This window comes from Rheinheimera pleomorphica, assembly GCF_011634895.1.
GTDB classification, from domain to species: Bacteria; Pseudomonadota; Gammaproteobacteria; order Enterobacterales; family Alteromonadaceae; genus Alishewanella; species Alishewanella pleomorphica.
The window spans coordinates 199,001-222,273 of the sequence record NZ_SIRR01000025.1 but is presented as its reverse complement, the minus strand read 5'-3'; the positions used below and the strand labels follow the sequence as shown (position 1 = coordinate 222,273).

19 protein-coding genes are annotated in these 23,273 nt (G+C 50.7%); 13 read left to right on the top strand and 6 right to left on the bottom strand.

Annotated features, from left to right (window positions below; genetic code table 11):
* Positions 1 to 23 precede the first annotated feature (23 nt).
* From EYB30_RS16005 to EYB30_RS15995, 3 genes are all read left to right on the top strand, one after another.
* Complete coding sequence (locus tag EYB30_RS16005) at positions 24 to 1,202, top strand: efflux RND transporter periplasmic adaptor subunit (RefSeq protein WP_166840041.1); 1,179 nt, start codon at positions 24 to 26, stop codon at positions 1,200 to 1,202.
* Positions 1,203 to 1,219: 17 nt separating this feature from the next.
* Positions 1,220 to 4,393 (top strand): efflux RND transporter permease subunit, encoded by a 3,174-nt coding sequence (locus EYB30_RS16000; protein ID WP_166840037.1) that lies wholly within the window; start codon positions 1,220 to 1,222, stop codon positions 4,391 to 4,393.
* A gap of 69 nt (positions 4,394 to 4,462) precedes the next feature.
* Positions 4,463 to 5,716 carry an Nramp family divalent metal transporter gene (locus EYB30_RS15995; protein WP_166840033.1) on the top strand — a complete coding sequence of 418 codons (1,254 nt, stop codon included), beginning with the start codon at positions 4,463 to 4,465 and terminating at the stop codon, positions 5,714 to 5,716.
* Here EYB30_RS15995 and EYB30_RS15990 read toward each other — a convergent pair whose 3' ends face one another.
* Positions 5,717 to 6,697 (bottom strand): sugar phosphate nucleotidyltransferase, encoded by a 981-nt coding sequence (locus EYB30_RS15990; RefSeq protein WP_166840030.1) that lies wholly within the window; start codon positions 6,695 to 6,697, stop codon positions 5,717 to 5,719. It lies immediately after the preceding gene.
* Positions 6,698 to 6,840: 143 nt separating this feature from the next.
* A complete protein-coding gene (locus EYB30_RS15985) occupies positions 6,841 to 7,197 on the bottom strand; it encodes a DUF3718 domain-containing protein (RefSeq protein WP_166840028.1) in 357 nt (118 codons plus the stop codon).
* A gap of 179 nt (positions 7,198 to 7,376) precedes the next feature.
* Between EYB30_RS15985 and paeA the strand changes: the two genes are divergently transcribed.
* Complete coding sequence (gene paeA, locus EYB30_RS15980; RefSeq protein ID WP_166840026.1) at positions 7,377 to 8,684, top strand: polyamine export protein PaeA; 1,308 nt, start codon at positions 7,377 to 7,379, stop codon at positions 8,682 to 8,684.
* Positions 8,685 to 8,734: 50 nt separating this feature from the next.
* Here the strand turns inward: paeA and EYB30_RS15975 are convergent, their stop codons facing one another.
* Positions 8,735 to 9,364, bottom strand: coding sequence for a DUF5610 domain-containing protein (locus EYB30_RS15975; RefSeq protein WP_166840024.1), 630 nt, complete (start codon positions 9,362 to 9,364; stop codon positions 8,735 to 8,737).
* A 233-nt stretch (positions 9,365 to 9,597) separates the two neighbouring features.
* On the opposite strand from EYB30_RS15975, the gene EYB30_RS15970 reads away from it, so the two are divergent.
* Positions 9,598 to 11,802 carry a TonB-dependent receptor gene (locus EYB30_RS15970; RefSeq protein WP_166840022.1) on the top strand — a complete coding sequence of 735 codons (2,205 nt, stop codon included), beginning with the start codon at positions 9,598 to 9,600 and terminating at the stop codon, positions 11,800 to 11,802.
* A 109-nt stretch (positions 11,803 to 11,911) separates the two neighbouring features.
* A complete protein-coding gene (locus EYB30_RS15965) occupies positions 11,912 to 13,102 on the top strand; it encodes an MFS transporter (protein ID WP_166840020.1) in 1,191 nt (396 codons plus the stop codon).
* Here EYB30_RS15965 and EYB30_RS15960 read toward each other — a convergent pair.
* Positions 13,052 to 13,861 (bottom strand): pseudouridine synthase, encoded by an 810-nt coding sequence (locus EYB30_RS15960; protein ID WP_241698063.1) that lies wholly within the window; start codon positions 13,859 to 13,861, stop codon positions 13,052 to 13,054. The two genes, EYB30_RS15965 and EYB30_RS15960, sit on opposite strands and share 51 nt — an antisense overlap.
* A gap of 372 nt (positions 13,862 to 14,233) precedes the next feature.
* On the opposite strand from EYB30_RS15960, the gene EYB30_RS15955 reads away from it, so the two are divergent.
* From EYB30_RS15955 to EYB30_RS15935, 5 genes are all read left to right on the top strand, one after another.
* Positions 14,234 to 14,758, top strand: a complete 525-nt coding sequence (locus EYB30_RS15955) for an RNA polymerase sigma factor (protein WP_166840018.1) — start codon at positions 14,234 to 14,236, stop codon at positions 14,756 to 14,758.
* The gene (locus tag EYB30_RS15950) at positions 14,751 to 15,230 is read left to right on the top strand and encodes a hypothetical protein (RefSeq protein WP_166840016.1); all 480 of its coding nucleotides are present in this window, start codon (positions 14,751 to 14,753) and stop codon (positions 15,228 to 15,230) included. The genes EYB30_RS15955 and EYB30_RS15950 overlap by 8 nt, the downstream gene beginning before the upstream one ends.
* A gap of 9 nt (positions 15,231 to 15,239) precedes the next feature.
* Positions 15,240 to 16,229, top strand: coding sequence for a DUF4097 family beta strand repeat-containing protein (locus tag EYB30_RS15945; RefSeq protein ID WP_166840014.1), 990 nt, complete (start codon positions 15,240 to 15,242; stop codon positions 16,227 to 16,229).
* Positions 16,230 to 16,329: 100 nt separating this feature from the next.
* The gene (locus tag EYB30_RS15940) at positions 16,330 to 17,082 is read left to right on the top strand and encodes an alpha/beta hydrolase (RefSeq protein WP_166840012.1); all 753 of its coding nucleotides are present in this window, start codon (positions 16,330 to 16,332) and stop codon (positions 17,080 to 17,082) included.
* A 65-nt stretch (positions 17,083 to 17,147) separates the two neighbouring features.
* Positions 17,148 to 17,561 (top strand): GNAT family N-acetyltransferase, encoded by a 414-nt coding sequence (locus EYB30_RS15935; protein ID WP_166840011.1) that lies wholly within the window; start codon positions 17,148 to 17,150, stop codon positions 17,559 to 17,561.
* 47 nt (positions 17,562 to 17,608) lie between these two features.
* Here the strand turns inward: EYB30_RS15935 and EYB30_RS15930 are convergent, their stop codons facing one another.
* Positions 17,609 to 18,718, bottom strand: coding sequence for a phosphoribosylaminoimidazolesuccinocarboxamide synthase (locus EYB30_RS15930; protein WP_241698062.1), 1,110 nt, complete (start codon positions 18,716 to 18,718; stop codon positions 17,609 to 17,611).
* A gap of 238 nt (positions 18,719 to 18,956) precedes the next feature.
* Between EYB30_RS15930 and EYB30_RS15925 the strand changes: the two genes are divergently transcribed.
* On the top strand, positions 18,957 to 20,270 hold the full coding sequence (locus tag EYB30_RS15925; protein WP_166840009.1) for a DUF4397 domain-containing protein: 1,314 nt from the start codon (positions 18,957 to 18,959) through the stop codon (positions 20,268 to 20,270).
* Between the two features lie 155 nt (positions 20,271 to 20,425).
* On the opposite strand, the gene EYB30_RS15920 is transcribed toward EYB30_RS15925, so the two are convergent.
* Complete coding sequence (locus tag EYB30_RS15920; protein WP_166840007.1) at positions 20,426 to 21,877, bottom strand: OmpP1/FadL family transporter; 1,452 nt, start codon at positions 21,875 to 21,877, stop codon at positions 20,426 to 20,428.
* A gap of 280 nt (positions 21,878 to 22,157) precedes the next feature.
* Here EYB30_RS15920 and EYB30_RS15915 point away from each other — a divergent pair, with 280 nt between their 5' ends.
* Complete coding sequence (locus EYB30_RS15915; RefSeq protein WP_241698061.1) at positions 22,158 to 23,231, top strand: efflux RND transporter periplasmic adaptor subunit; 1,074 nt, start codon at positions 22,158 to 22,160, stop codon at positions 23,229 to 23,231.
* Positions 23,232 to 23,273 lie beyond the last annotated feature (42 nt).

Below are 23,273 nucleotides of genomic sequence, written 5' to 3'. Positions count from 1 at the left end.
ACGGATCTCTTACAGGTACTTTTATGACAACCAGGTCTGCTTTTTTTCGTGTTGCCATCGGAGCAATAGTGTTGTTTCCCGTTGCGCTGTTATCAGGCTGCTCTGAAGCGCCTGTCGCGGCTGAACAAGGTGGCGGTATGCCGCCTGCCGTTGTCGATGTGATAACGGTAACGCCACAAAGCGTGCCACTGTTGCTACAAAGCCCAGCACTGCTGGCCGGCTCGCGCGAGGTGGAAATTCGCGCCCGGGTAGGCGGTATTTTAGAGAAGCGTCATTTTAACGAGGGCGCTAAAGTCAGCGCTGAACAAAGCCTGTTTAGCCTGGATGCGGCGCCGTTTCAGGCGACGGTAAACCGCAATCAGGCGGAACTCAGTGCAGCCAAAGCACGCCAGGCGCAGGCCGAGCGCACGTTAAACCGCTTGCAGCAGCTGCGCAAAGACGGCGCGGTATCGCAGCAGGCGTTAGATGATGCTTTATCGGCGCTGGATGTGGCCAAGGCTGATGTGAAAACCGCTGAGGCGGTATTACAGCAGGCGCAGCTGCAGCTGAATTACACCCAAGTGCGCTCGCCGATTGCCGGTGTGGTCAGCCGCGAGCTGGTATCGGAAGGCACCCTGGTATCTGGCCCGGACATGCTGCTGACTTATGTCACCCAGCTTGACCCCATGTATGTGCGCTTTTCTATTGCCGAGCGCGAGCAGCTAAAACTGCGCGCCGAAGCACAAAGCGGTGCGGTAACATTGCCAGAGCAATGGCAGGTAAAGCTGTTGCTGGCCGATGGATCTGAGTATAACCAAACCGGTGTGGTGGATTTTGCTGATGTGCGGATTAATAGCCAAACCGGCACCAGCGAAATGAAAGCAGAGATCAGTAACCCCGATAATTTGCTGCGCCCCGGCCAGTTTGTCCGTATTGAGTTGATGGGCGCGGTGCGCCACAACGCTATTGTCGTGCCGCAAAATGCGGTGCTTGACGGTGGCACCGGCAAATTTGTGTATCTTTTGGCCGATGGCGAGCAGGGCGGTAAAGTGGCGCTACCGGCGCCGGTAGAAGTGGGCGACTGGGTAAAACTGAACGGCGAGAATGGTTGGGTGATTACATCAGGTTTAAACGCCGGTGATACCGTAATTGTCGAGGGTATGGCGCGTATTTTCTTCCCGGGCATGCCAGTGCAACTGGCACCAGCTAATACTCAGGGCTAACAGGCAGGGATCAGACTATGTTTTCGCGTTATTTTATTGACCGGCCGATTTTTGCCTTTGTCATTGGTATTTTTATCTGTCTGGCCGGTTTAGCGGCTATGCGCAGCTTGCCGGTAGCACAGTACCCGGAAATTGCCCCGCCTGTGGTGCAGGTAATGGCGATGTACCCGGGGGCGTCGGCTGAAGTGCTTGAGCAAACGGTGGCAGCGCCGCTGGAAAACGCCATTACCGGTGTCGAGGGTATGATGTATATGTCATCCACCTCGACCAGCTCGGGCATGACCACCATCTTTATTACCTTTGAAATTGGCACCGATGTTGACCAGGCGGCGGTAAACGTCAATAACCGTGTCAGCAAGGTAGAAGCGCGTTTACCCGAAGAAGTCCGACGGCAGGGCATTACGGTTGAAAAAGGCTCGTCAAGCTTTTTACAGGTACTGGCGTTTTACTCGCCTGATGGCAGCCGTGACGACTTATGGACCTCAAACTACGTTACCTTAAATGTGCTGGACCGGCTAAAACGTATTCCGGGCACGACTAATGTGCAAATCTTTGGTGCGAAAGATTACGCGATGCGCATCTGGCTAAAGCCGGATCAAATGAGCCAGTTAAAAGTAACAGTACCTGAGATAGCAAGCGCGCTGCGCGAGCAAAACGCCCAGTTTGCGGCCGGTAAAATAGGCGCCACGCCTACCGCGGCCGATGCGCAGGAGTTGGTGTACACCGTAACCGCGCAGGGCCGCTTTTCTACGGTGGAAGAGTTTGAAAATGTGATTATCCGCGCCAATGCTGATGGTAGCACGTTGCGGGTTAAAGACATTGCCCGGGTCGAGCTTGGCTCACGCGATTATGATTTTTTAGGCCAGTACAACGGTAAATCGGCCACCTTGGTCGGTATCTTTTTACAGCCGGGTGCCAATGCGCTGGATGTCGCTGCAGAAGTAAACGCCACTGTGGCTGAGCTTAAACAGCGTTTTCCGGCCGGGTTAGATCAGGCCACGCCCTATGACACCACACGCTTTGTTGAGGTGTCTATTCGCGAGGTGGTCAAAACTCTGGCTGAAGCCATGCTGCTGGTGTTTTTAGTGGTGTATCTGTTTTTACAGAACTGGCGCGCCACCTTAATTCCTATTCTTGCCGTGCCGATTTCGTTGCTGGGCACCTTTGCCGGCCTGTATATGCTGGGCTATTCCATTAATACCCTAACGCTGTTTGGTATGGTGTTGTCTATCGGCATCGTGGTGGATGATGCGATCGTGGTGCTGGAAAACGTCGAGCGCATTATGCACGAAGAGCATTTATCGGCGCGCGATGCAGCAATAAAAGCCATGCAGGAAGTGTCTGGCCCGGTGGTCGCTATTGTCATGGTGCTGTGTGCGGTGTTTGTGCCTATCGCCTTTTTAGGCGGTTTAACCGGCGAGCTGTTCCGCCAGTTTGCTGTGACTATCTCGATTTCGGTTAGCTTATCCGGCGTGGTGGCACTGGTGATGACGCCAGCGCTGTGTGTGGCGATATTACGCCACGAGCATAAGCAAACGGCGAAGTTTTTCCTCTGGTTTAATGCGTTGTTCCAGCGCATTACCGGTAAATATGTCGCGACGGTCGGCTTTTTCCTGCGTCGTGGTGTGCTGGCACTGCTGTTAGTCGGCGGTATGATTTTTATTACCGCCGGGCTGTGGCGCGCTACGCCGGGTTCCTTGGTGCCGGATGAAGATCAGGGTTTTTATATCGCAGCGATCTTTTTGCCCGATGGCGCCTCTTTAGAGCGTACCCAGCGCGTTACCGATGAAGTGATCGCGGCTATTCGCTCTAACCCCGCTAATAAAGATATTGTCAGCTTTGCCGGTTTTGACTTTATCGGCGGCGGTTATAAAAACAGCGCCGCTACCATTTTCGTGACCCAACAGGACTGGGACGAGCGCGATATCAGCGCCAGCGATTTAGTTAACGAGCTGTTTATGAAAACCGGCCATATTAATGAAGCCCTGGTGCTGGCGTTTAACCCACCGCCAATTTTTGGCCTGGGCAATACCGGTGGTTTTGAGTTTTATCTGCAAAACCGTGGTGACGGCGGGCCGGAAAAACTGGCCGAAGCCATGGGCATAATGCAAGGCGCTGCGGCGCAAAGCCCGATTTTAGCCGGCGTACAAACGCTGTGGCGGCCCAATACACCGCAGTTAAAAGTTGATTTAGATCGCGAGCGCGCCAAGGCGCTGGGGGTGCCGGTAAGCGATGCTTTTAATACGCTGGCGGGTACCTTGGGTACATACTACGTCAATGATTTTAATAAATATGGCCGGGCCTGGCAGGTGCTGATGTCGGCCGATGCACAGTATCGCATGCAGCCGGATGACATTAAGCATATCTATGTAAAAAGTAGCACTGGCGAGATGGTGCCGCTGTCGGCGATTGCCAATATCCAGTACAGCTCTGGCCCTGACAATATGGAGCGCTACAACAACCTGCCGGCGGTAAAACTGCTGGGTAACGCTGCGCCGGGTTACAGCTCGGGCCAGGCGATTGCTGAAATTGAGCGGCTGGCCAATACGGTGTTGCCGCCTGATATCAGCTACGACTGGACCGGCAGCGCCTTTCAGGAAAAACGCAGTGGCGGCACCACCGGTTTGGCGCTGGGCATGGCGGTAGTGATGGTGTTTTTAATTCTGGCGGCCTTGTATGAAAAATGGTCGCTGCCATTATCGGTGCTGCTGGCGATGCCGTTTGGCATCTTTGGCGCGCTGGTGGCGGTGTGGATCGCCGGCCTGACTAATGATGTGTACTTTCAGATTGGTCTGGTGACCTTGCTTGGTTTGGCGGCGAAAAACGCCATCTTAATCGTCGAATATGCGCTGATGAAGACCCAGCAGGGCTGGAGCACCGGCACAGCGGCGCTGGAAGCGGCGCGTTTAAGGTTTCGGCCCATTATTATGACCTCATTGGCATTTATTTTAGGCGTAGTGCCACTGGCGCTCAGTAGCGGGGCCGGCGCCGGTGCACGGCACAGCGTTGGTACCGGTGTCATGGGCGGTATGATGGCGGCCACCTTTTTAGCGGTGTTTGTGGTACCGCTGTTTTTCTTCTGGTTAACCGAGCGGCGGATCCGCGAAACGCGCACCAAGCAGCAGTTAGCCGAGGAAATTGCCCAGCAGCACCGGCGTGAGCATCTGGATACCAAAGAAGGCTTATTGTAAAAGCCACTTGCCCTGATGGCGCTGCCTTATGCTAAGGTAGCGCCATGTCTGTTTCGCTAACCTCTACTGATGACAACAAAAACTTCCCGTTTTGGCCCGGCAGCGCTGGTAACGGCTGCCTTTATTGGCCCCGGCACCGTGATCACCGCGTCGCTGGCTGGCGCCAACTTTGGCTATGTGCTGTTGTGGGCACTGCTATTTTCGGTATTTGCGACCATGATTTTGCAGGAAATGGCCGCGCGCTTAGGTATTGTTACCGGCCAGGGCCTGGGTGAAAACCTGCGAACTCTGGTGACACAGCCGCTGCTGCGTTGGCCGCTGTTGCTGTTAGTTATCGCCGCTATTGTCATTGGCAATAGCGCTTATCAGGGCGGTAATATCAGCGGTGCGGCACTGGGAGCCGATGCGCTGTTTGGCCATATCAGTGTTATCCGCCACTGGCAGGCAGCCAGCGGCCTTAACCTGTGGGCTCTGCTGCTGGGTATTATTGCGGCAACAGTGCTGTGGTTTGGCCGTTATCAGTGGATAGAGCGCTGTTTAATTGTGCTGGTGCTACTGATGAGCCTGGCCTTTATTGGCACTATGGTGCTGACTAAGCCCGAAGTCGCGGCCTTGCTGCAGGGCATGTTGTGGCCACAGCTGCCCACTGGCGCCACGCTGACAGTAGTGGCATTAATTGGCACAACCGTGGTGCCGTATTCGCTATTTTTGCATGCGGCCAGCGCGGCGCAAAAATGGCCCAAAGCGCAGCTTGATACGACAACGGCACTAAGCGCTGCACGTGCTGATATTGCACTGGCGATACCGCTTGGCGGCCTGATCTCCATTGCAATAGTGTCTACCGCGGCTGCGGCCTTTTTTGGCAGCGGCCAGCAACTGGAGAATGTCAGTCAGCTGGCGCAGAGTTTAACGCCGCTATTTGGCAATGCCGCCACCTGGTGTCTGGCACTGGGGCTGATGGCGGCGGGGTTATCATCGGCCATTACCGCCCCTTTAGCCGCCGCCTATGCGTTGGCAGGCATTTTAGGCAAGCCGCTGGATCTGACCCAGCCTCTGTTTCGCTTGACCTGGCTGGTTATCATTATCTGCGGTGTGCTGCTGGCATCACTGGGCATTCGCCCTGTGCAGGTGATTTGGTTTGCCCAGGTGGCTAATGGCATTTTACTGCCACTGATTTGTTTGTGTTTATTACTGGCGATGAACCACGCAGTGCTTGGCCAATACAAAAACAGCCGCTGGCAGAATGCGCTGGGCGCTATTGTGCTGCTGATAAGCCTGGTATTAAGCGGCCGCAGCCTGGCACTGGCCTTTGCACTTATCTGATTAGCAATACAGCGCGTGTTGGTGTTGTGTCGGTGTCAGTGGCCGGATGGCACTGAGCCAGCTTTTACTGTGCTTGGGTAATAACGCTGAACCGGCCTGGCTTAAACGTTCACTGCAGCTGCGTTTGCCCAGTATCGGCCAGGCTTGTTGCTGACCTTGTAACCAGTCAGGGTGGCTTAAAATGTCTAACCGGCTGGCAAAATAGCTGTTTAAGGTGCCGACATCACGCCAGTAATGCGGCAGGCTTTGCTCGCCCGGCAAGCGGTTTTGGCTAAAGTCGTACACACAACAGCGGCCTGTAGCGATTAACGTTGGCAAAATGTGTTGGCCAAAATCCACCTCTGTACCCGGCTGAACCTGACTTAGTGCCTGCTCTAACACCGTGGTGCGAAACAAATAATTTCCCATCGACACCAGCGCATAGCCGGGCCGCCCCGGAATTTGTGGCACAGCTGCTTGAGGTTTTTCAACAAAGCCTTCAATACGCTGGTTTTCACCTACGATAAAGACACCAAATTGGCGGGCATGATCAACCGGTATAGCAATAGCGGCGACGGTTAAATCTGCTTGTTGTTGCTGGTGGCAATGCAACATTTGTTGATAATCCATCTTGTAGATATGATCGGCACTTAGTACCGCCACATGTTGTGGCCGGTAGTCACGGATCAGGCTAAGCTCACGTGCCACGGCACCTGCAGTGCCTGTAGTTAACTGCGCCGGAGCCTGGCGTAAAGTCAGGTCACCATGTTGTTTAAAGCGCGCTTGCCAGTGGCGTTGTAAATGCTGATGCAGGCGCTGCGGTTTATATTGGGTTAGTACCAGCAAATGATAAAAGTGCGAATGCCACAGGTTGCTTAAGACAAAATCGATAATGCGGCGGTGATGAACAAAGTTCAGCGCGGGTTTAGCCTGGTTCAGGGTTAATGGCTGTAACCTTTTGCCGGCACCGCCCGCCAGTATGACACTCAGCACTGTACTCATAACCCCCCCGGATCTTCTTGGCATGGTTGATTAATAATTGTACAGTTTGGTGGTGTGCGGCGCTTGATATGTATCAAATGAAAAGTTGATTTTGCTGCAACATCCTCAGATGTTGCAGCGTGTGTCGTAACTTAGCCGGTTGTTTACTGACCAATGCGGGCGCGGATTTCATTTACCAGTGGCGAGGCGCTAAAGCCATTGCTGTTGGCCCAGGCCGGATAATCAAACTCAGCCAGGGTTTTGGCTGGCATTTGTTTAATAATAAAGGTACCTGATTCATAAGCATCACTACGTACGGCAAACTGCAGCATATTTTCATTGTTACACTTTACGCTGTCATAAATGTTGCGCACGTTTAGCTTGTTATCCGTCAGCGTTTTTCGCAGCTGGTTACGGTTATCATCTTTAATATAACCACACAAGCTGGCGGCTAACTGATCATTGGCCAGGGCTGGCCCACTTAATAATATGGCGGCTAACGGAACTAACAGTTTTTTCATAACCCCTCCCAGGGCAGAGTGTATTACCACTGCTAGTATAGTGTGTTGCTGCACAGTGGGTGCTGAAAAGTCGCCGTTTTCGTTGAATATTTTCAGCTGCTTAGCAAGTTTGCCTGGTTAACAGCGTTATACTAGGCGCTATGTTGGTTAGGGGCGCTTTGCCTGACGCAGGAGATAAGATGTCGACGTTGGAATATATGTTATTGATGTTGTTACTGGTTGCCTGCAGTGCGTTTTTTTCGATATCCGAAATCGCACTGGCGGCATCGCGTAAGATGCGGCTGCGGCTGATGGCGACTGAGGGCAATGTTAATGCAGAAAAGGTGCTGACACTGCAGGAGCACCCGGGCAATTTTTTTACCATAGTGCAGATTGGTTTAAATGCGGTGGCTATTTTAGGCGGTATTTTAGGGGAATCGGCTTTTACGCCTTATTTTAGTGGCATGCTGGCTTTACTGTTTGACGGTAGCTGGGTGCACAGTGCCGGGTTTGCGTTGTCGGTGTTTTTTGTTACCTCGCTGTTTATCCTGTTTGCCGATTTAATGCCCAAGCGGCTGGCGATGATAGCGCCGGAAAAAATTGCCACTAAAGTGGTTGGGCCAATGTTGTTTTTGATTACCTTACTGAAGCCTTTTGTCTGGTTGTTTAATAGCCTGGCTAACTTATTTTTCAGCCTGTTTAATGTGCCGACGATGCGCAAAGACGATATTACACCGGATGATATTATTGCCATGATGGAGGCGGGGGCCCAGGCCGGGGTGCTGCAAGAGCATGAGCATCAGCTGCTGGAAAATGTGTTTGATATGGAGTCACGCACCGTGACGTCGGCGATGACGGCACGGGAAAGTTTAATCTTTTTTACCTTGAATGAATCACAGGACAATATTAAAACCAAGCTGGCAGAGCACCCGCACGCTAAGTTTTTAGTGGTAGATGGTGTTCTGGACAAGGTGGTGGGCTATGTTGATACCCGCGATATTTTAATGCAGGTGCTGCACGACCAGCCTATTTCACTGAAAAAAGAGGGCATAGTACGCTCGCCGCTGATTATTCCAGACACACTGTCCTTGTATGAAGTGCTGGAGCATTTTAAATCAGCCGGGGTCGATTTTGCCATCATTATGAATGAGTACGCACTGGTGGTGGGCATTATTACGTTAAAAGACGTGATGAGCATAGTGATGGGCGAATTAGTAAGCTCGGAGGAAGAGCAGATCGTCGCGCGGGATGCCAACTCCTGGCTGGTAGAGGGCTTAACCCCATTGCAGGATGTGATGCGGGTGCTGGATATCGACAGCTTTCCAAATCCGGAAAACTACGAAACCATTGCCGGTTTTATGATGTACAGCTTACGTAAGATCCCAAAACGGACTGACTTTGTGCTGCACGGCGGTTATAAGTTTGAAGTGGTCGATATCGACAGCTATAAAATAGACCAGCTGTTGGTTACCCGATTGCTAAACAGCGAGACGGCTGACAACAGCTAAACCGACAACACCCCATTCAGGTTTTTTGTTCAACTGTTGTCTTTGATGCCTTAGTTGCTGGCACTGACGTCGGGTTCAGTGCCGTTATCGGCACTGGTATCGCTGTCAGTCTCAGCGGCTTTGGCCAGCTCGAACATTTTTTCGCGGAAGCTGTCCAGGCCCTGCATCACCAGGCTATAGGTGCTGTCGACCCCAGTTTCTACTTCGCCTTCATATACCTTCAGACTTTTCAGGATGTCTTTGGCATCGGCAAAGCCTTTTTCAATACCAGGCGTTATCAGGTCTAAAAACGCCGTTAGATTTTCTGCTTCGGTTTTATCCGGGGTTAACTCTTTATAGCGGCTGTAAAAGCCGGTGGCAAAAGCGAGAATACGATCGGCTGTGGCCTCTGGTGAGGTATCTATGCCGCTGTCATAAATTTTTTGCGCCGCGTTTTCACCCATTACTGGCTCAAGCTCGGCATTAATAGCGTCCAGTGCCGTTTTATACAGCAGACTTAACGAGTCATTGTTACTACGCAATGACACCTGCTCATTGGCTTTCAAAATGGCGACATTTTGTGCCTGTTTTGCCTGCGCCGCCACGTTTTTTATCTCACGGTTATCTTCTGCTTTTATCGCATTAGAATTTTGCCGTGCGATGGCTGTTGCTGAGGCGTTATTACCTGATGTAATGGCCATAATACCGCTCCTGATGTGCGCTAAGTAGACTGCTATTAGTATAGCCTGCAGCTGGCTATCGGCAGTGAATGCTAAAACTGTAGCCAAAAGTGAAAATATTCTTATGGTGCAATATCGCCACTGCGTTAAATCTGTCTAAATGCTGCAGCTATCGCTTAGCGGTTAAATATATTCAGATATACTAATAGCCTGCTGGGGTTTTACCCGGTGCAATATTTTGTGGAGAGATAACATTGAATAACCATAATAAAAACGAGAGAGCTAAACTGACAACCCGACTTAGCTTGCTAAGCCTGACACTGAGCACCGTGCTGTCGGGGACTGTGTTGGCGCAATCTGCTGAAGAGACGGCAGATGACAATAGCCGGATAGAAAAAATTACCGTTACCGCAACTAAACGCGCGCAAGTTATTTATGAGGTGCCGGTGGCTATTAGTGCCTTCAGCGGCGATGCCTTAGCACAGCAGGGCATCACAGATTTAACCGATGTAGGTAAGTTTGTACCAAACCTTAATGTAACGGGCTTCTCTGCCGGTCACACTTCATCAGCTAACCCTTTTATTCGCGGTATTGGCTTGCAGGATCACTTAATTACTACCGATCCTGGGGTAAGCGTGTATGTTGACGGCGTTTATTTGGGGCGTCAGGTAGGTCAGAACTGGAACCTGAATAATATTGAACGTATTGAGGTATTACGTGGCCCACAGGGTACGTTGTATGGCCGTAATTCTATTGGTGGTGCTATCAATATTATCACCAAGCAGCCGGATCAGAACGATTTAACAAAAGTGACGCTGCAAGCCGGTAGCCGTGGCCGGTTAAAAGGCGATGTGTTTGTCAATGCCGGCATAACAGAAGAAGTGTCCTTTAACCTGAACGCCGGGTATAACCAACGCGATGGTCTGGGCAAGTTTATTAACGTACCTGACGCCAAATACGATGTTGGTGAAACCGAAGATAGCTACGGTCGTCTGTCAGTTAAATTTGCGCCAGATAAAGATTTCAGTCTGGTGGTTACCGCAGACGCGAATGATGGTAAGGGCGGTTTACGGCCATACACCACGTTAATTGATGAAGTACCAAACGGTGCCTATTATACCGGTGAGCGCTTTGGTGCGCCGCTGCCGTCAGGCCCGCTGCGTAATACCGATGTTGCCGCTAACCCCTATGATAATGCCACTGGCACCAAAGACGTGACGCAGGTGAGTAATAAAGCCAGTGGTGTATCTGTTACTGCCGACTGGAATTTCAGTGATAACTTCTCTACCCGTGCCATTATCAGCCGCCGTTCTTCCGAATATAAAGCCGGTTTGGACGATGACGCGACCATTTACGCCTTGGATCATTACCCGGAGCATGGTGATGCCGATCAGACGTCGGCAGAGCTACAGTTAAACGGTTACTTGGGCGACGTTGACTTTGTTTCAGGCTTGTACTGGTTTAATGAAAAAGGCAGCAACCGCCAGGGCGAGGATTCCCGTTTCAATGGTGGCCCTAATCTGCTGGCGCTGGATCAGGAAGCAACCAGTCGCGCCGTGTTTGTCAATCTGGGTTACAACCTGACTGACGATTTACGCCTTGCCGGTGGGGTGCGCTACAACAAAGACAAAAAGTCTGCTACCGCTGACGTCGGCATTGGCCCTTTTGCCGCACAGGATGACTGGAGTCAGGTCAGTTTTGATTTATCAGCCAATTACCGCTTAGAAAGCGGTATGAACCTGTACGGCAGTATTCAAAGTGGTTATCAGTCCGGCCAGTTCCCGGCGCGGCCTTATTGCTTGTTTGGCAATCCAGAGTGTTTTGTTGCATCTGACAACATTACGGCAGTCAACTATGAAGTTGGCTTGAAAGGTCAGCTAACGGCCGATATCAGTATGAGTATCGCGCTGTTTAATACCGAATATGATGACTTACCTTATCAGGTCAGCACCACAGCAGAGGGCGGCTTTAATACCACTAATCTGGTGGTGAAACAGCGCTCACGTGGTATAGAGTGGGAAAGCACGATTTATCTGACCAACAATTTTAAATTGCATACCAGTTTAGGTTATATCGATGTTGATGTAGATGAACAGGGCGGTGTTAAACCGGTGGCGCCACTGACACCAGAGCTGACGGCATCTATCAGTCCGTCATATGAGTATGTGCTGGAAAATGGCGACAGCGTAACAACACGGCTTGATTATTCCTACCGTGGCGAAATGTACGGCGAGCCAAGCTCCGATCCTGGCCGTTTGACGCTTATTGATAACCGGGAACTGGTTAATGTCGATATCCGTTATGCACCTGCCGATGCTAACTGGACGGTGGCCTTATATGGTCATAATATTTTCGACAAGCGCTATGATAACGCGCGGTTAAACACCGGCGATTATATTTTGCGCATTATGAGCAATGACGCCAGCGAATTTGGTCTTCGTTATAGCATCCAATTCTGATCGCAACCAGCAAGCGGCCGTCTGGCCGCTTTTTTAGGGCATTGATGCAGTCGTTTTGGTTGAGCATTCGTTTTATAATGCGGCCACTGTTGTTTACGGTTGTCACCTAGTGATCGAGTATAAAAGCCCTGCATTTTACCGTAGCACCTTTGCGCTGTGTTTTGCTGCCGTGGTGGTGTTTGCTAATTTACACCTGCTGCAACCCCTATTGCCGGTGCTTAGCCGGGAGTTTGCGCTAACGCCGTTGCAAACCAGCTGGGCCTATGGCGCGGGTACGTTAGCATTGGGGCTGTCGTTACTGGTGTATGCGGCGTTATCAGATGCCTGGGGCCGCAGAAAACTGCTGTTGTTAACCTTAGTTGGCATGACGCTGTGCACTCTGGCACTGACGCAGGTAGAAAGCTTTGCTGCACTGGTGTTCTGGCGGGCGTTGCAAGGGCTGTTTTTGGGCGGGCTACCCGCGGTAGCCATTGCTTATATGGGGGAGGAATACAGCAAACCAGCCTTAGTAACGGCGGTGGGCTTTTATATCAGCGCTAATTCGCTCGGCGGCATTAGTGGCCGCTTAATGGCTGGCGCGCTGGCAGATATAGGCCACTGGCAATGGGTGTTTTGGCCGGTAACGCTGTTGGGCGCGGTAAGTTGCTATCTGATCTGGCGCTTTTTGCCACGGAGTAAGGGCTTTAGCGTTACGCCATTTCGTTTGCGTCAGGCCCTGGCTGATAACCTGTTTCACCTGCGCCAGCCGTTATTGCTGTTAAGCTATCTGATTGGTGGGCTTAACTTTTTTATTTTTTTAAATCAGTATACTTATATCGCCTTTGTGCTGTCCGGGGCACCTTATTATTTATCCAGTTTTTGGATTGGCTTACTGTTTGTTACCTATTTTACTGGCACGGTGGGCTCTGCTATCTCGGGTAAAGTAGCGCTTAAGCTGCCGGTGCTCTTGGGCATGGCGCTTGGCGTACTGATCCTGATACTGGGTACTGTTATAACCTTAAGCAGTAGTTTGTGGCTGATTGTTTTGGGCTTTTTTATTAATGCTTTTGGCTTCTTTTTAACCCATTCGCTGGCCAGTAGCTGGGTGAATCAACATGCCAGCCGGGCTAAAGCCAGCGCCAGTGCGCTGTATCTGGTGTTTTACTATGTGGGTGCCAGCACTGGCGGTGTGTACTTGCAGCCATTCTGGCAATGGCACGCCTGGAGCGGTGTCGTTTGGGGGGCAGTGCTGATGTACGCTGCTACACTATTACTTTGCTTGTGGCTGTGGCAACGTAGCCGGTTGCAACAAGGTCTCTAGCTCTACCGCAGTAACCGGCCGGTACAGGCCGCTCTGCAGGGTGCCCAGTTCAAAGGCGCCTATTGCTATGCGTTTTAAGCTTACGACGTTATATCCCAGGGCTTTACACATATAACGTATTTGCCGGTGTAACCCCTGGGTTAATACGATACGAAATTGTTGTCGGTCAGTTTGCCATAGCTGACACGGCAATGATTGATAGCGGTTTTCCCCCAGCTGCCAGCTAACCCCACTGGCCATCTGTTGCAAAAAAGCGGTTGTTATTGGCTTATCTGTGTCGACGATATAGGTTTTGCTGTGTTGATACGACGGGTGCAACAAGCGTTGGCACAAAGAGCCGTCATTAGTGAGCAGCAACAAGCCGCTGGAATCTTTGTCCAGCCGGCCAACCGCAAATACGCGCTGTGGTAGCTGTTTAAGCAGCTGATATAAGCTGGCACTGTCATCTGGCCGGTTGTTGCAATCTATCCCTACCGGTTTATGGTAGGCCAGGTAACATAGCGCAGGCGCCCGGGCGAGCGGTTGCTGGTCAATGCTAATAAGATCGTCGTCGCCAACGCTATCGGTATGTTTAGCGGCTTCGCCATTAAGTGTAACCCGGCCCTGGCTAATTAAGCGCTCAGCGGCACGGCGCGAGCAATGGCCGCAACGGGCGATATATTTCGCCAGGCGATGTACAGGCTGACAGGACATATTGATATTTTTACGCCGCAGTAGCAAAGGGTAATGGTAACCGATTTGACGCAGAGAAATCATCATTTTGTCACATAGTTACGGCAATCTTAGTCTGGTCTGTTAGCGCAGATCTGTTCCTCCTAGTGCTTAACTTGGCATTACGTTTCGCCGGACCTTGTCCGGCTTTTTTCTGTCTGCGGTATTTGTAGCCTTTCACAAAAACATCTTGGTCAGGTAACAAAACTGAAACGAAGTCGCGGCATACTGCAGCGCGTTACACCTTCCTTCCTGGATTATTTCACACTATTTAGTGACGGGAGCCTGGCTCCCGGATTTCTGTTTTGCGCCGATAAATGGTTTTTCGGCAATAAAAAGTTTTGTGCGGTTTAAACCTTTCGTTTTACGCTGTCGACTAACCTGACATTACAACATGATATTGGCCAAAAAAGGGCGTTTATGGCAACGGAGCTGGCGCAGGCAGTCGCAGCCGCCAAACAGGGTGATAAGCAGGCATTTTATAGCTTGTATCAGCAGTTTATTGGCCGGGTGTATGCCATTTGCTGGCGGCTGCTGGCGAATAAACAAAAAGCCGAAGATGCCAGCCAGGAAGTGTTCATCAAAGTATGGCAGCAATTGCCACAGTTTCGTGGTGACAGCAGCTTTGCGACCTGGTTGCACAGTATTGCGACCCGTACCGCCATCGATATCTGGCGTCAGGAAAAATATTTGCGCCTGACAGACAGTACTGACGACAACGATAGCCTGAGCGAACCCTGGATGGAATGCAGTGGTAACTCGGCAGCGCTGGAACAGGCGATACAGCGTCTACCGGCACAGGCCAGAGCGGTATTTGTGTTGTTTGCGCTGGAAGGTTATCAGCATCAGGAAATAGCGGCGTTACTTGGCATTGCTGAAGGCACCTCAAAAGCGCAGTACTTTAGGGCCAGACAACTGTTACAGGAGTGGTTAGCCGATGAATGAACAGCAATTAGATCAGGCAATTGCACAGTTAAAGGTTGAGCAGATGCCAGAGCGCGATTTATGGCCTGATATTGCCAGCCGTCTGCCAGAGCGGCAGACAGTTAAGCCGCCGCTAGGCTATTGGGCCAGCGCTGCGGCGCTGCTGCTGGTTGGTTTGATCGGTTGGCAGCTGGCTATTTTACCGCCGCCAAACCAAAGTACAGCCGCTATGCCCAGCGCCGAGTTGATGCTGTTGCAGGTGTATGAGCAGCAAAAAGCACAACAACTGGGCCAGGTAAGTGCCATCGCCGAGGGCTTTGATAACTGGCAACAGCAATTACAGATTTGGGATCAGGCCATTGCTCAGGTGCGCCTGGCCCTGCAATTTTATCCGGATGAACCGCAGCTGTTAGCGCAGTTGCAAAACTTATATCAACAGCAGCTTAGCTATATTCAACAAGCCACGCTGCAACAACCTTTAACTCTTAGTTAGGAGACTGCTATGCAACCTGCAAGCAAATTATCAGTAAACAAAGCCTGGGCCAGTGGCCTGTTTAGTATCATGCTGCTTGGCGTAAGCCAGCTGGCGCTTGCCGATCCGCGTCAGGCAGTGGACGAGAGCGTTAGCGTATCGGGCAATGAAAAAATTTATATTGAAGTAATGAGTGGTGAAATAACCATTAAGGCGATAGCCGGCAACACCTTCAGTGTAAAGGGCAAGCTGGACGAAAAAGCCACGGGTTATGAATTTGACAGCAAAGACGGTTTTACCCGTTTTGAAATGACCATGCCGCGCCAGGTGAATTACAACTGGAACGACAAAACCCATGCGGCTGAACTTAGCTTTGAAGTACCAGTGGGAGCCAGTGTTGAATTTAAAGGCGTTAATGGTAATGTCAATGTCAGTGGTATACACGGTAGCAGCCAGATTGGCACCGTAAACGGTGAAATTACCGCCAATGACTTACGCAACAGCGTAAAACTGAGCACGGTAAATGGTGAAATTAAGCTAAAAGGTGGCAGTGGCACAGTAGAGCTGAACTCCGTTAACGGCAAAATAGACGACGAGGGCTCCAGTGGTCGCCTAAGCTACGAGGTCGTCAACGGTGATATTAAAGCCAAAAGCAGTGCCGATGAAGTAAATGTCAGTACTGTCAATGGCGATGCCAAGCTGGAGCTTACTGGCACCAAACAGCTGAAATTAAGCACAGTAAATGGTGAAGTGGAAGCGACACTGCGTAACAGCACAGCGCCGCGTATTAGCGGCAGCAGCGTTAGCGGCGATATTGAGTTAAAGCTCGACACTAACATCAGCGCCCGCTTTGATATTAAAGCCTCAGCCGGTGGCAGTATCAGCAATAAGCTTAGCAGTGATAAGGCCAGTAAAGCCAAATACGGCCCGGCGCGCAGCCTGCAATTTACCTTAGGAAGCGGTGATGGCAGTGTCGAGCTAAGTACAGTAAGTGGTGATGTCGAGCTGGATAAGTTGTAAGCAGCCCTAATCCGTGACATTATTTCGCCGAATTAAGGCCGCATTTGCGGCCTTAAATTTTTATGGCAAAGAAATCTATACAATATTTCGGAATCTTTACTTGAAGTATATAACTCCATTGTTACTTGTGTTGTTCGGCCAGGCTGCAACAGCGGCAGAGTACCTTGTGCTTCGCGATACACACACGCAGCGCGATATTCCTGTTCACATCAGTTACCCGCAGCATGCATCGCTTTGCACTAACCAAAGCCCTTGTCCGGTGGCGCTATTAAGCTCTGGCTACGGCGTGGCGTATGATAACTACAGCTTTATCAGCGACACCTTAACCGCAGCCGGTTATCTGGTGGTGGCGGTGCAGCACGAGTTACCTGGCGATCCGCCGCTGGCAGTGCGTGGCGACTTGTACCAGGCGCGCAGTGAAAACTGGCAGCGTGGCGCGAGCAGCCTTGAGCTTGTGCGCGGTGAACTGCAGCAGCAGATGCCAAATTACAAGTTTACCGCTATCACTTTAGTCGGGCATTCAAACGGTGGTGATATTTCGGCCTGGTACATTAACCATGCTCAGGCGCCGGCGCAGCAGTTGATCACGCTGGATCATCGCCGTGTGCCCTTACCGCGGCTTAAAACAGTGTCGGTATTATCAATTCGTGGCAGCGATTTTTCCGCTGATGAGGGTGTTTTATATACGGCAGAGGAGTTAACGCAGCTGAATGGCTGTATTATTCAGCTTGCCGACGCCAAACATAACGACATGACAGATTTTGGTCCTGACTGGCTGAAAAATGCCTTAGCCAATAGTATCCATGCCTTTGTGGCAGGGGAGTGCTTAAGTAATGCAGCCAGTGCAGAATAAACGCTTTGGCTGAATGTGCCAGCGTCATGGCGTATATAACTGCAAGCGAGCGTTAAGAGAGTAATATGGTTGACTCTATTGAAGATAACAGCCCGGAATTTGCTGAGCTGGCAAAACAGAAAATCGCCGAGTTTAATGCTAAACACTGGGACGCCAGTAAGCGCCAGGCGTTGGGGTTAAAGCGCTTAAATGCTGGTGGCGAGGTGATTGCCATGCTGGCCGGGCGCACTTTTGGTAACTGGTTTTACTTAGAGTCGTTCTGGCTGGACGACAAAGAGCGCGGTAAGGGTTTAGGCAGCGCTATGTTGCTTGAGGCTGAAGCCATCGCCACAGCGCGTGGTTGCCGGTATGTGGTGCTGGATACGCTGGAGTTTCAGGCCAAACCTTTCTATCAGCATCATGGCTATCAGGTACAGTGGGTGCAGCAGGATTATCCGTTTGCCGGCGGGGCGAAATACTTTATGACCAAAACGTTGTGACAAGTAAAACAAAGCCCGCGATGCGGGCTTTGTTGAGTGTTGAGTGCTTAGTGGTTAATTAAGCCGTACTCTTTATCCAGCACGTCAATAATCTCGGCTTTCGGGTTAGCCGACAGCTCGATTTTACGGCTAATCACTTTCTCGGCAATGCCCAAGTATGTGCGTGAAATATCCATCATTACGTTCGTTGGCAGGGCGTTATCGCGCGCTAACGCCGCACGCTCTGGCATGCGGTCTTTATTCAGTAAAATATCCGGCTCGGGGAAGTTATTCAGCAGCCACTGCCTGAAACCTTCTTTTGACTGCTCGACAATGTTGCCTTCGCGCCAACTGGCGCCATCCCAAATACGTGAGCTGTCGGGTGTGCCCACTTCGTCCATATAAATCAGTTTGCTGTTGCCTGCGGCATCTTTAACATAGCCAAACTCAAATTTGGTATCAACAAACATCTGGTCCAGTTTGGCCAGAGCATCGCTTATTACGCCAAAGCCCTGTTTTAACAGTTTTTCGTACAGGTCAATGTCAGACAGCTGTTCAAAGCCAAAGGCGGCGCTATGGCGCTCGATATCAGCGCGGGAAATATTCACATCGTCGGCCTCGGGCACGCCATCCAGGCCGGTTAAAATGCCTTTGGTAGACGGCGTAATCAGAATTTCTGGCAGTTTCTGATCTTTCTGCAAGCCTTCAGGCAGGGTTATGCCGCAAAATTCGCGCTCGCCCTTGCTGTAAGCGCGCCACATGGAGCCAGTAATATATTGCCGTGCTATGGCTTCAATTTTAAGCGGCTTGGCTTTTTGTACTATCCACACTAGTGGATGCGGAATATCCAGAATATGGCTGTCTGCCAACCCATGTTGTTTAAACAGCGAAAACCAGTGGTTAGATATCGCGTTTAGCGCTGCACCCTTGCCCGGTACGCCATTTAAGCCGTTCTCGCCATGCCAAATGCAGTCAAAGGCTGAAATGCGATCGCTTATTACCATAATGGCCAACGGGGTATCGGCGGCGACCGGGTAGTTTTTTTCCCGGATAAGCCTGGCACTGTCGTCGCGGGTTAGCCAGTACACACTGCGCACTTTGCCGGAATGCACCGGTAAATCTGTACGAATAGGCAGATCGTCATTTACTGCCAGAACCTGAGTTGCAAGAGTCATCATCACGTCTTCTGAGGCTGAGAAAAGGCGCGCAGAGTGTAGCAGAATCTGCAGCGTAACTGAATCGGTCTACGCTGTTGTTTGCAGTTCGTTCTGCAGATCGCAATGCGAATTTTGTATAAAAACGGCAGCTTTTGTAATTAACCGTAACCAACTGTTTGTAATGGTAATTTGCCATAGCTTTTCGCCGCTTCCAGCCCTTACTCTGGGCTGCTGTTTAATAATCTTTGGGAAACGTGAAATGAAATTAGTTTATCCAATGGCCTTGTTGGCCTGCGCTGCGGCGCTGGGCTTAGCTGGCTGTGGTGGCAGTAGCAGTGACAAAACTCAGGCAGAAACTTATCTGCAGTTTTACAACGGTGCCGCCAATAGCGGCAATACAGCATTAACCGCCAGTGATACCAGCGTTGGCAGCGCGGCGTACGGCGATGTTAGTGCACTACAAAGTTTAAAGCCTGACAGTTACACCCTGGAACTGACCGATGTGGCCAGCGCACAAACGCTGTTAACTGAAGAAATGCCATTGGCAGAAGGGCAGAAGACGTTAATTATGCTGACTGAGCATGAACAGCAGTTTGACCATATAAAACTCAACTTTAAGCATGATGACGGCCTGGATAAGCAGTTTAAGCTGCATTTAGTGAATTTATCTGCTACGCAGGGTGCAGTGGATGTGTATCTGAGCGCTGAGAACAAAGGTTTTGCCGACGCCGAGCTGTTGGATAGCCTAACGTTGCACGAAGTCAGTTCGCTGACTGACGCCAGGGAAGTTGGTAAGTTTAATCTGTATCTGACCGAGACAGGCAAGACAACGCCGTTATTTATCGCTAACAGTGTTAATTTTGCTTATGCCAATCATTACGTCCTGATAGTACGGGATAAACACGGCCCACTGGCAAACCAGCTGGCATTAGATCTGGTACTGAACTCTTCAACCGTTAGCAGTTATGAGCATAGCAATGCACCCGCGCAGTTCCGCTTGTATAACAGCCTGACACAGCCGGTCAGTGTGGCGCTGGACAACCAGACGGTCAGCAGCCTGAATGCCGGGCAGTTAAGCAGTTATGTTGATATTAGCAAAGGCGATTACAGCTTGTCGGTGCGCGACAATACCGAGCAGCTGCTGTTAAACAGCGCTTTACTCAGCATAGCGGCCGGTGACAGTAAGGCGGTATTACTGTATGCCAATGCACAGCAGCAGGTTGAGGCGTTAAGTATTGCTGAGCCAAACGCCCCGCAATTACAGGCACATGATGTCATAGTGGCAAACCTGGCCAGCGATTTTGACAAGTTGCATGTCTACTTTGTGCGTGATAACGAAACTATTGCTGATGCGCGCTATAGCGTTAAAAACCTGGCGTTTAAAAAGCAGCAAAGTATTAACCTGCCAAAAGACTACTATGCCATTTCATTGGTGCATGTGGCAGAAAATGGCAGTACTACCTTGCTGGATAAGACCGCAACGCAACAACTGGAGCCGGGCAAGCGTTATATGCTGCTGGCCGAGCAGGATGATGCCGCACCGTCAGGCTATAAACTGACGTTGGTGCATTAATAGCACTCGAGTATAGCTGATTTAGTTGACGCATCGGCTTACTCTAAACCAACCGTTGAAGGCATGGATGCCTGAATCGAGCCTACAGGGAGGTATTTACGGCGTGTTGGTGTGAATAAGCCGGTGCGTATGCCGCACCAGCTGCTAGAACAACATTAGAAACGATAGTTGGCCTGTATTGCTAACAACTGGCCTTTATTGCTGTACTGGCCCTGATAACCACTGTTATACAGCGGTACGTCCTGCACATTGTACTCCCGCTCATTTACACTGACATCACCGGTAAACAGGTAGCCATAGGCAAGATCCAGGCTTAGCTGGTCACTAAGCTGCCAGCTGGCACCAACGGTTAGCCATACCCTGTCATCAGTGGGAATGCGCGCTGTTTTATGGCTTTGGCCAATCGGGTTTTCATCATAGGCAATACCGGTTTTCAGCGTGAGGTCCGGCTGGTAAACATAGGTTGCGCCCAGCGCAAAAGACCAGCTGTTATGCCAATACTCCGGAATATAGCCGATATAGCCCGGGCTATTCAGATTAGGTTCGCGCTGGGTGTTCAGCGAAATACTGGGGTTGGCATCGTTGCTGATAATATCAATGCTTTCAAACTTGCTCCACTGCGTCCAGGCTGCGCTAAATTGCAACGACAAGGCTGGCGTTAGCTGCTGATCAATACTAAAAGCCGCGCTGGCAGGAGTGGTTAAATCCAGCTGGCTTTTTTCAATCAGTACATCATTAGTGGCCAGTTTACCCGTGCGGGCATCCAACAGTGGTAATTGTGGCATGCCAGGTACCGGTACCAGATAGGGCTGGCCATTGGCACTGGTGACCGGAGTGTTAGTGATCACCGAATCGCCTTTTAGCGTGTAGTTCACCGCCGAGTGCCAGGTAAAGGCTAAACGGGTGCCGTCGATAGGCTCACCGTGAATGCCTAAGGTATAACCGAAAGCGATGTCATCGCCTTCTACTTCATAGTGGCTTTGGCAGATAGCGTCGTTAAAAATAGCGCCCAGTAATGGCCCGGCTTCACATAAACCGCTGTGATCTTTAAATTTCGACAAGGTGCCCTCGGCGCGGTTTAACGAAATGCCCACACCCACTGACCAGTTGTCATTTAATTTATACGCCAGTGCCGGTTGCAGGCTTAATACCTGTACGGCAGTTTCATCGGCGAAGTAGCGGCCGGCAAAGTCGTCGTCGTAATCAGATGACAAACCAAAGGGCACATAAAAACCAATACCCCAGCTTACTTGTTCTGACACTTTATCGGCGTAAAACACAAAAGGTACTAATTCATTTAAACTATTTGCGCCCTCAGGACGACCAACTACAGACTGACCATTGGCACTTTGTGCGCTGGCATTGCGGTAGTTAGTTTTGGCGTTAATCAGGTTTAAACCGCCAGACAGCTGGGCACCGTCTAAAGCGGTAAGCGCAGCCGGGTTGGAGTACACCAGCGTAGCGTCGGTTAGCTGAGCACCGCGGCCAGCATAGGCATTGCCCATGCTGCTGACCGATTGTTCAAATAATTTATAGCCTTCAGCGTGCGCCGACACACTGGCAAGCGTGGAGAGTACAGCTAATGACGCGGCGGTTTTTCTAAACATATACATACCCTGTTGAATGTAAAAGTGAGCAGTATAAAGAGGTCAGACCTTAGAGTACAGACTCTAAGCCGCAAGCGGCTGTTGTTTGGCCGCTTACGAGGTGGGCTTTAACACCAAAAAATGGTGCTTTTGACCAAATTTAATTGGTACTGAGTGTGGCTGGAAAAATGAATTTATTTTATGTTGTTGAAAATATTCAAGAAATAATGGTTTTAACCGCTGGCATGGCAACTGCATTAGCGATGTTAACTTGCTCAGTTTTTTGTTTTCCAAAGGATGAATGATGAAAACCTCACACAGTTTTAAACTTAGCGCGGCGGCAGCCATTTTAGCCAGCGTGTTATTAACCGGTTGTAATCAGGCCAATAGTTCTACCGCTGCGACTAAGGCTGAAGCGGTAGTCGCCATACCGGTAGAGGCAGCGCTGACCCGTCAGGGACAAATCAGCAGTAGCTATAGTACTACTGCCACGCTGGAAGCGCGTGCCGAGGCCGAAGTGATCAGTAAAGCAACCGGCATAGTGCAAAAAATTCTGGTGGAAGAGGGGGATAAAGTTAGCGCAGGTCAGTTACTGGCCGTGCTGGACAATGAACGTCAGCAGTTTAGCCTGAACAAAGAAAAAGCCGAATTAAGCCGCCTGAGCAGCGAATTAAAACGCATGGAAGAGATGTACCAGCGTCAGCTGATCAGCGCCGATGTGTTTGAAAAACTGCAATGGCAATACGATTCGCTTAAGGCCACGGTAAACCTGGCTGAGTTAGCGCTGAAAGAAACCGAAATTCGGGCGCCAATCGATGGCGTAGTATCACGTCGCTACGCTAAAGTCGGCCAGCTGGTTAACCAGCACGCTACGCAGTCATTGTTTCATCTGGTGTCGAACCAGCAGTTAGAAGCGGTGGTGCACCTGCCAGAGCAACAACTCGCCCAGGCGCGAGTTGGCCAGCAAGCGTTGTTGCAATTTGCCGGTATGCAGCCGCAAACCGCTGAACTGGTGCGTATTTCGCCGGTAGTCGATGCGCAATCCGGCACCGTGCGTGCAGTACTTAAAGTGGCTAACGAGCAGCAACGGTTAAAGCCCGGTATGTTTGCTCAGGTACAGCTGCAGTTTGACGTAAAAACGGATGCGCTGTTGCTGCCCAAACGCGCCCTGATGAGCACCGACAACACCCAGACAGTTTTTGTTATCGATAGCGAGCACAAAGTTAGCCGCAAACAGGTACATCTGGGCTATCAGGCTGATAACACGGTAGAAGTATTATCCGGTCTGGCGCTGGGTGACCGGGTAGTCATTGCCGGCCAGTCAGCACTGAAAGATGAAGCCTTGGTAAATGTGGTAACCGAACGCGAATTTTGATGGCTTTAAACAACTAAAACAATAATAACGCTCACAGGACAT

What these genes read in the sequence shown, in the direction of transcription:
- EYB30_RS15955 (WP_166840018.1), top strand. Translation starts at nt 14,234, where the DNA reads ATGGCAACGGAGCTGGCGCAGGCAGTCGCAGCCGCCAAACAGGGTGAT.
- EYB30_RS15935 (WP_166840011.1), top strand. Translation starts at nt 17,148, where the DNA reads ATGGTTGACTCTATTGAAGATAACAGCCCGGAATTTGCTGAGCTGGCA.
- EYB30_RS15960 (WP_241698063.1), bottom strand. Translation starts at nt 13,861, where the DNA reads ATGATGATTTCTCTGCGTCAAATCGGTTACCATTACCCTTTGCTACTG.
- EYB30_RS15985 (WP_166840028.1), bottom strand. Translation starts at nt 7,197, where the DNA reads ATGAAAAAACTGTTAGTTCCGTTAGCCGCCATATTATTAAGTGGGCCA.
- EYB30_RS15995 (WP_166840033.1), top strand. Translation starts at nt 4,463, where the DNA reads ATGACAACAAAAACTTCCCGTTTTGGCCCGGCAGCGCTGGTAACGGCT.
- EYB30_RS15920 (WP_166840007.1), bottom strand. Translation starts at nt 21,877, where the DNA reads ATGTTTAGAAAAACCGCCGCGTCATTAGCTGTACTCTCCACGCTTGCC.
- EYB30_RS15950 (WP_166840016.1), top strand. Translation starts at nt 14,751, where the DNA reads ATGAATGAACAGCAATTAGATCAGGCAATTGCACAGTTAAAGGTTGAG.
- EYB30_RS15930 (WP_241698062.1), bottom strand. Translation starts at nt 18,718, where the DNA reads ATGATGACTCTTGCAACTCAGGTTCTGGCAGTAAATGACGATCTGCCT.
- EYB30_RS15945 (WP_166840014.1), top strand. Translation starts at nt 15,240, where the DNA reads ATGCAACCTGCAAGCAAATTATCAGTAAACAAAGCCTGGGCCAGTGGC.
- paeA (WP_166840026.1), top strand. Translation starts at nt 7,377, where the DNA reads ATGTCGACGTTGGAATATATGTTATTGATGTTGTTACTGGTTGCCTGC.
- EYB30_RS15990 (WP_166840030.1), bottom strand. Translation starts at nt 6,697, where the DNA reads ATGAGTACAGTGCTGAGTGTCATACTGGCGGGCGGTGCCGGCAAAAGG.
- EYB30_RS16005 (WP_166840041.1), top strand. Translation starts at nt 24, where the DNA reads ATGACAACCAGGTCTGCTTTTTTTCGTGTTGCCATCGGAGCAATAGTG.
- EYB30_RS16000 (WP_166840037.1), top strand. Translation starts at nt 1,220, where the DNA reads ATGTTTTCGCGTTATTTTATTGACCGGCCGATTTTTGCCTTTGTCATT.
- EYB30_RS15975 (WP_166840024.1), bottom strand. Translation starts at nt 9,364, where the DNA reads ATGGCCATTACATCAGGTAATAACGCCTCAGCAACAGCCATCGCACGG.
- EYB30_RS15925 (WP_166840009.1), top strand. Translation starts at nt 18,957, where the DNA reads ATGAAATTAGTTTATCCAATGGCCTTGTTGGCCTGCGCTGCGGCGCTG.
- EYB30_RS15915 (WP_241698061.1), top strand. Translation starts at nt 22,158, where the DNA reads ATGATGAAAACCTCACACAGTTTTAAACTTAGCGCGGCGGCAGCCATT.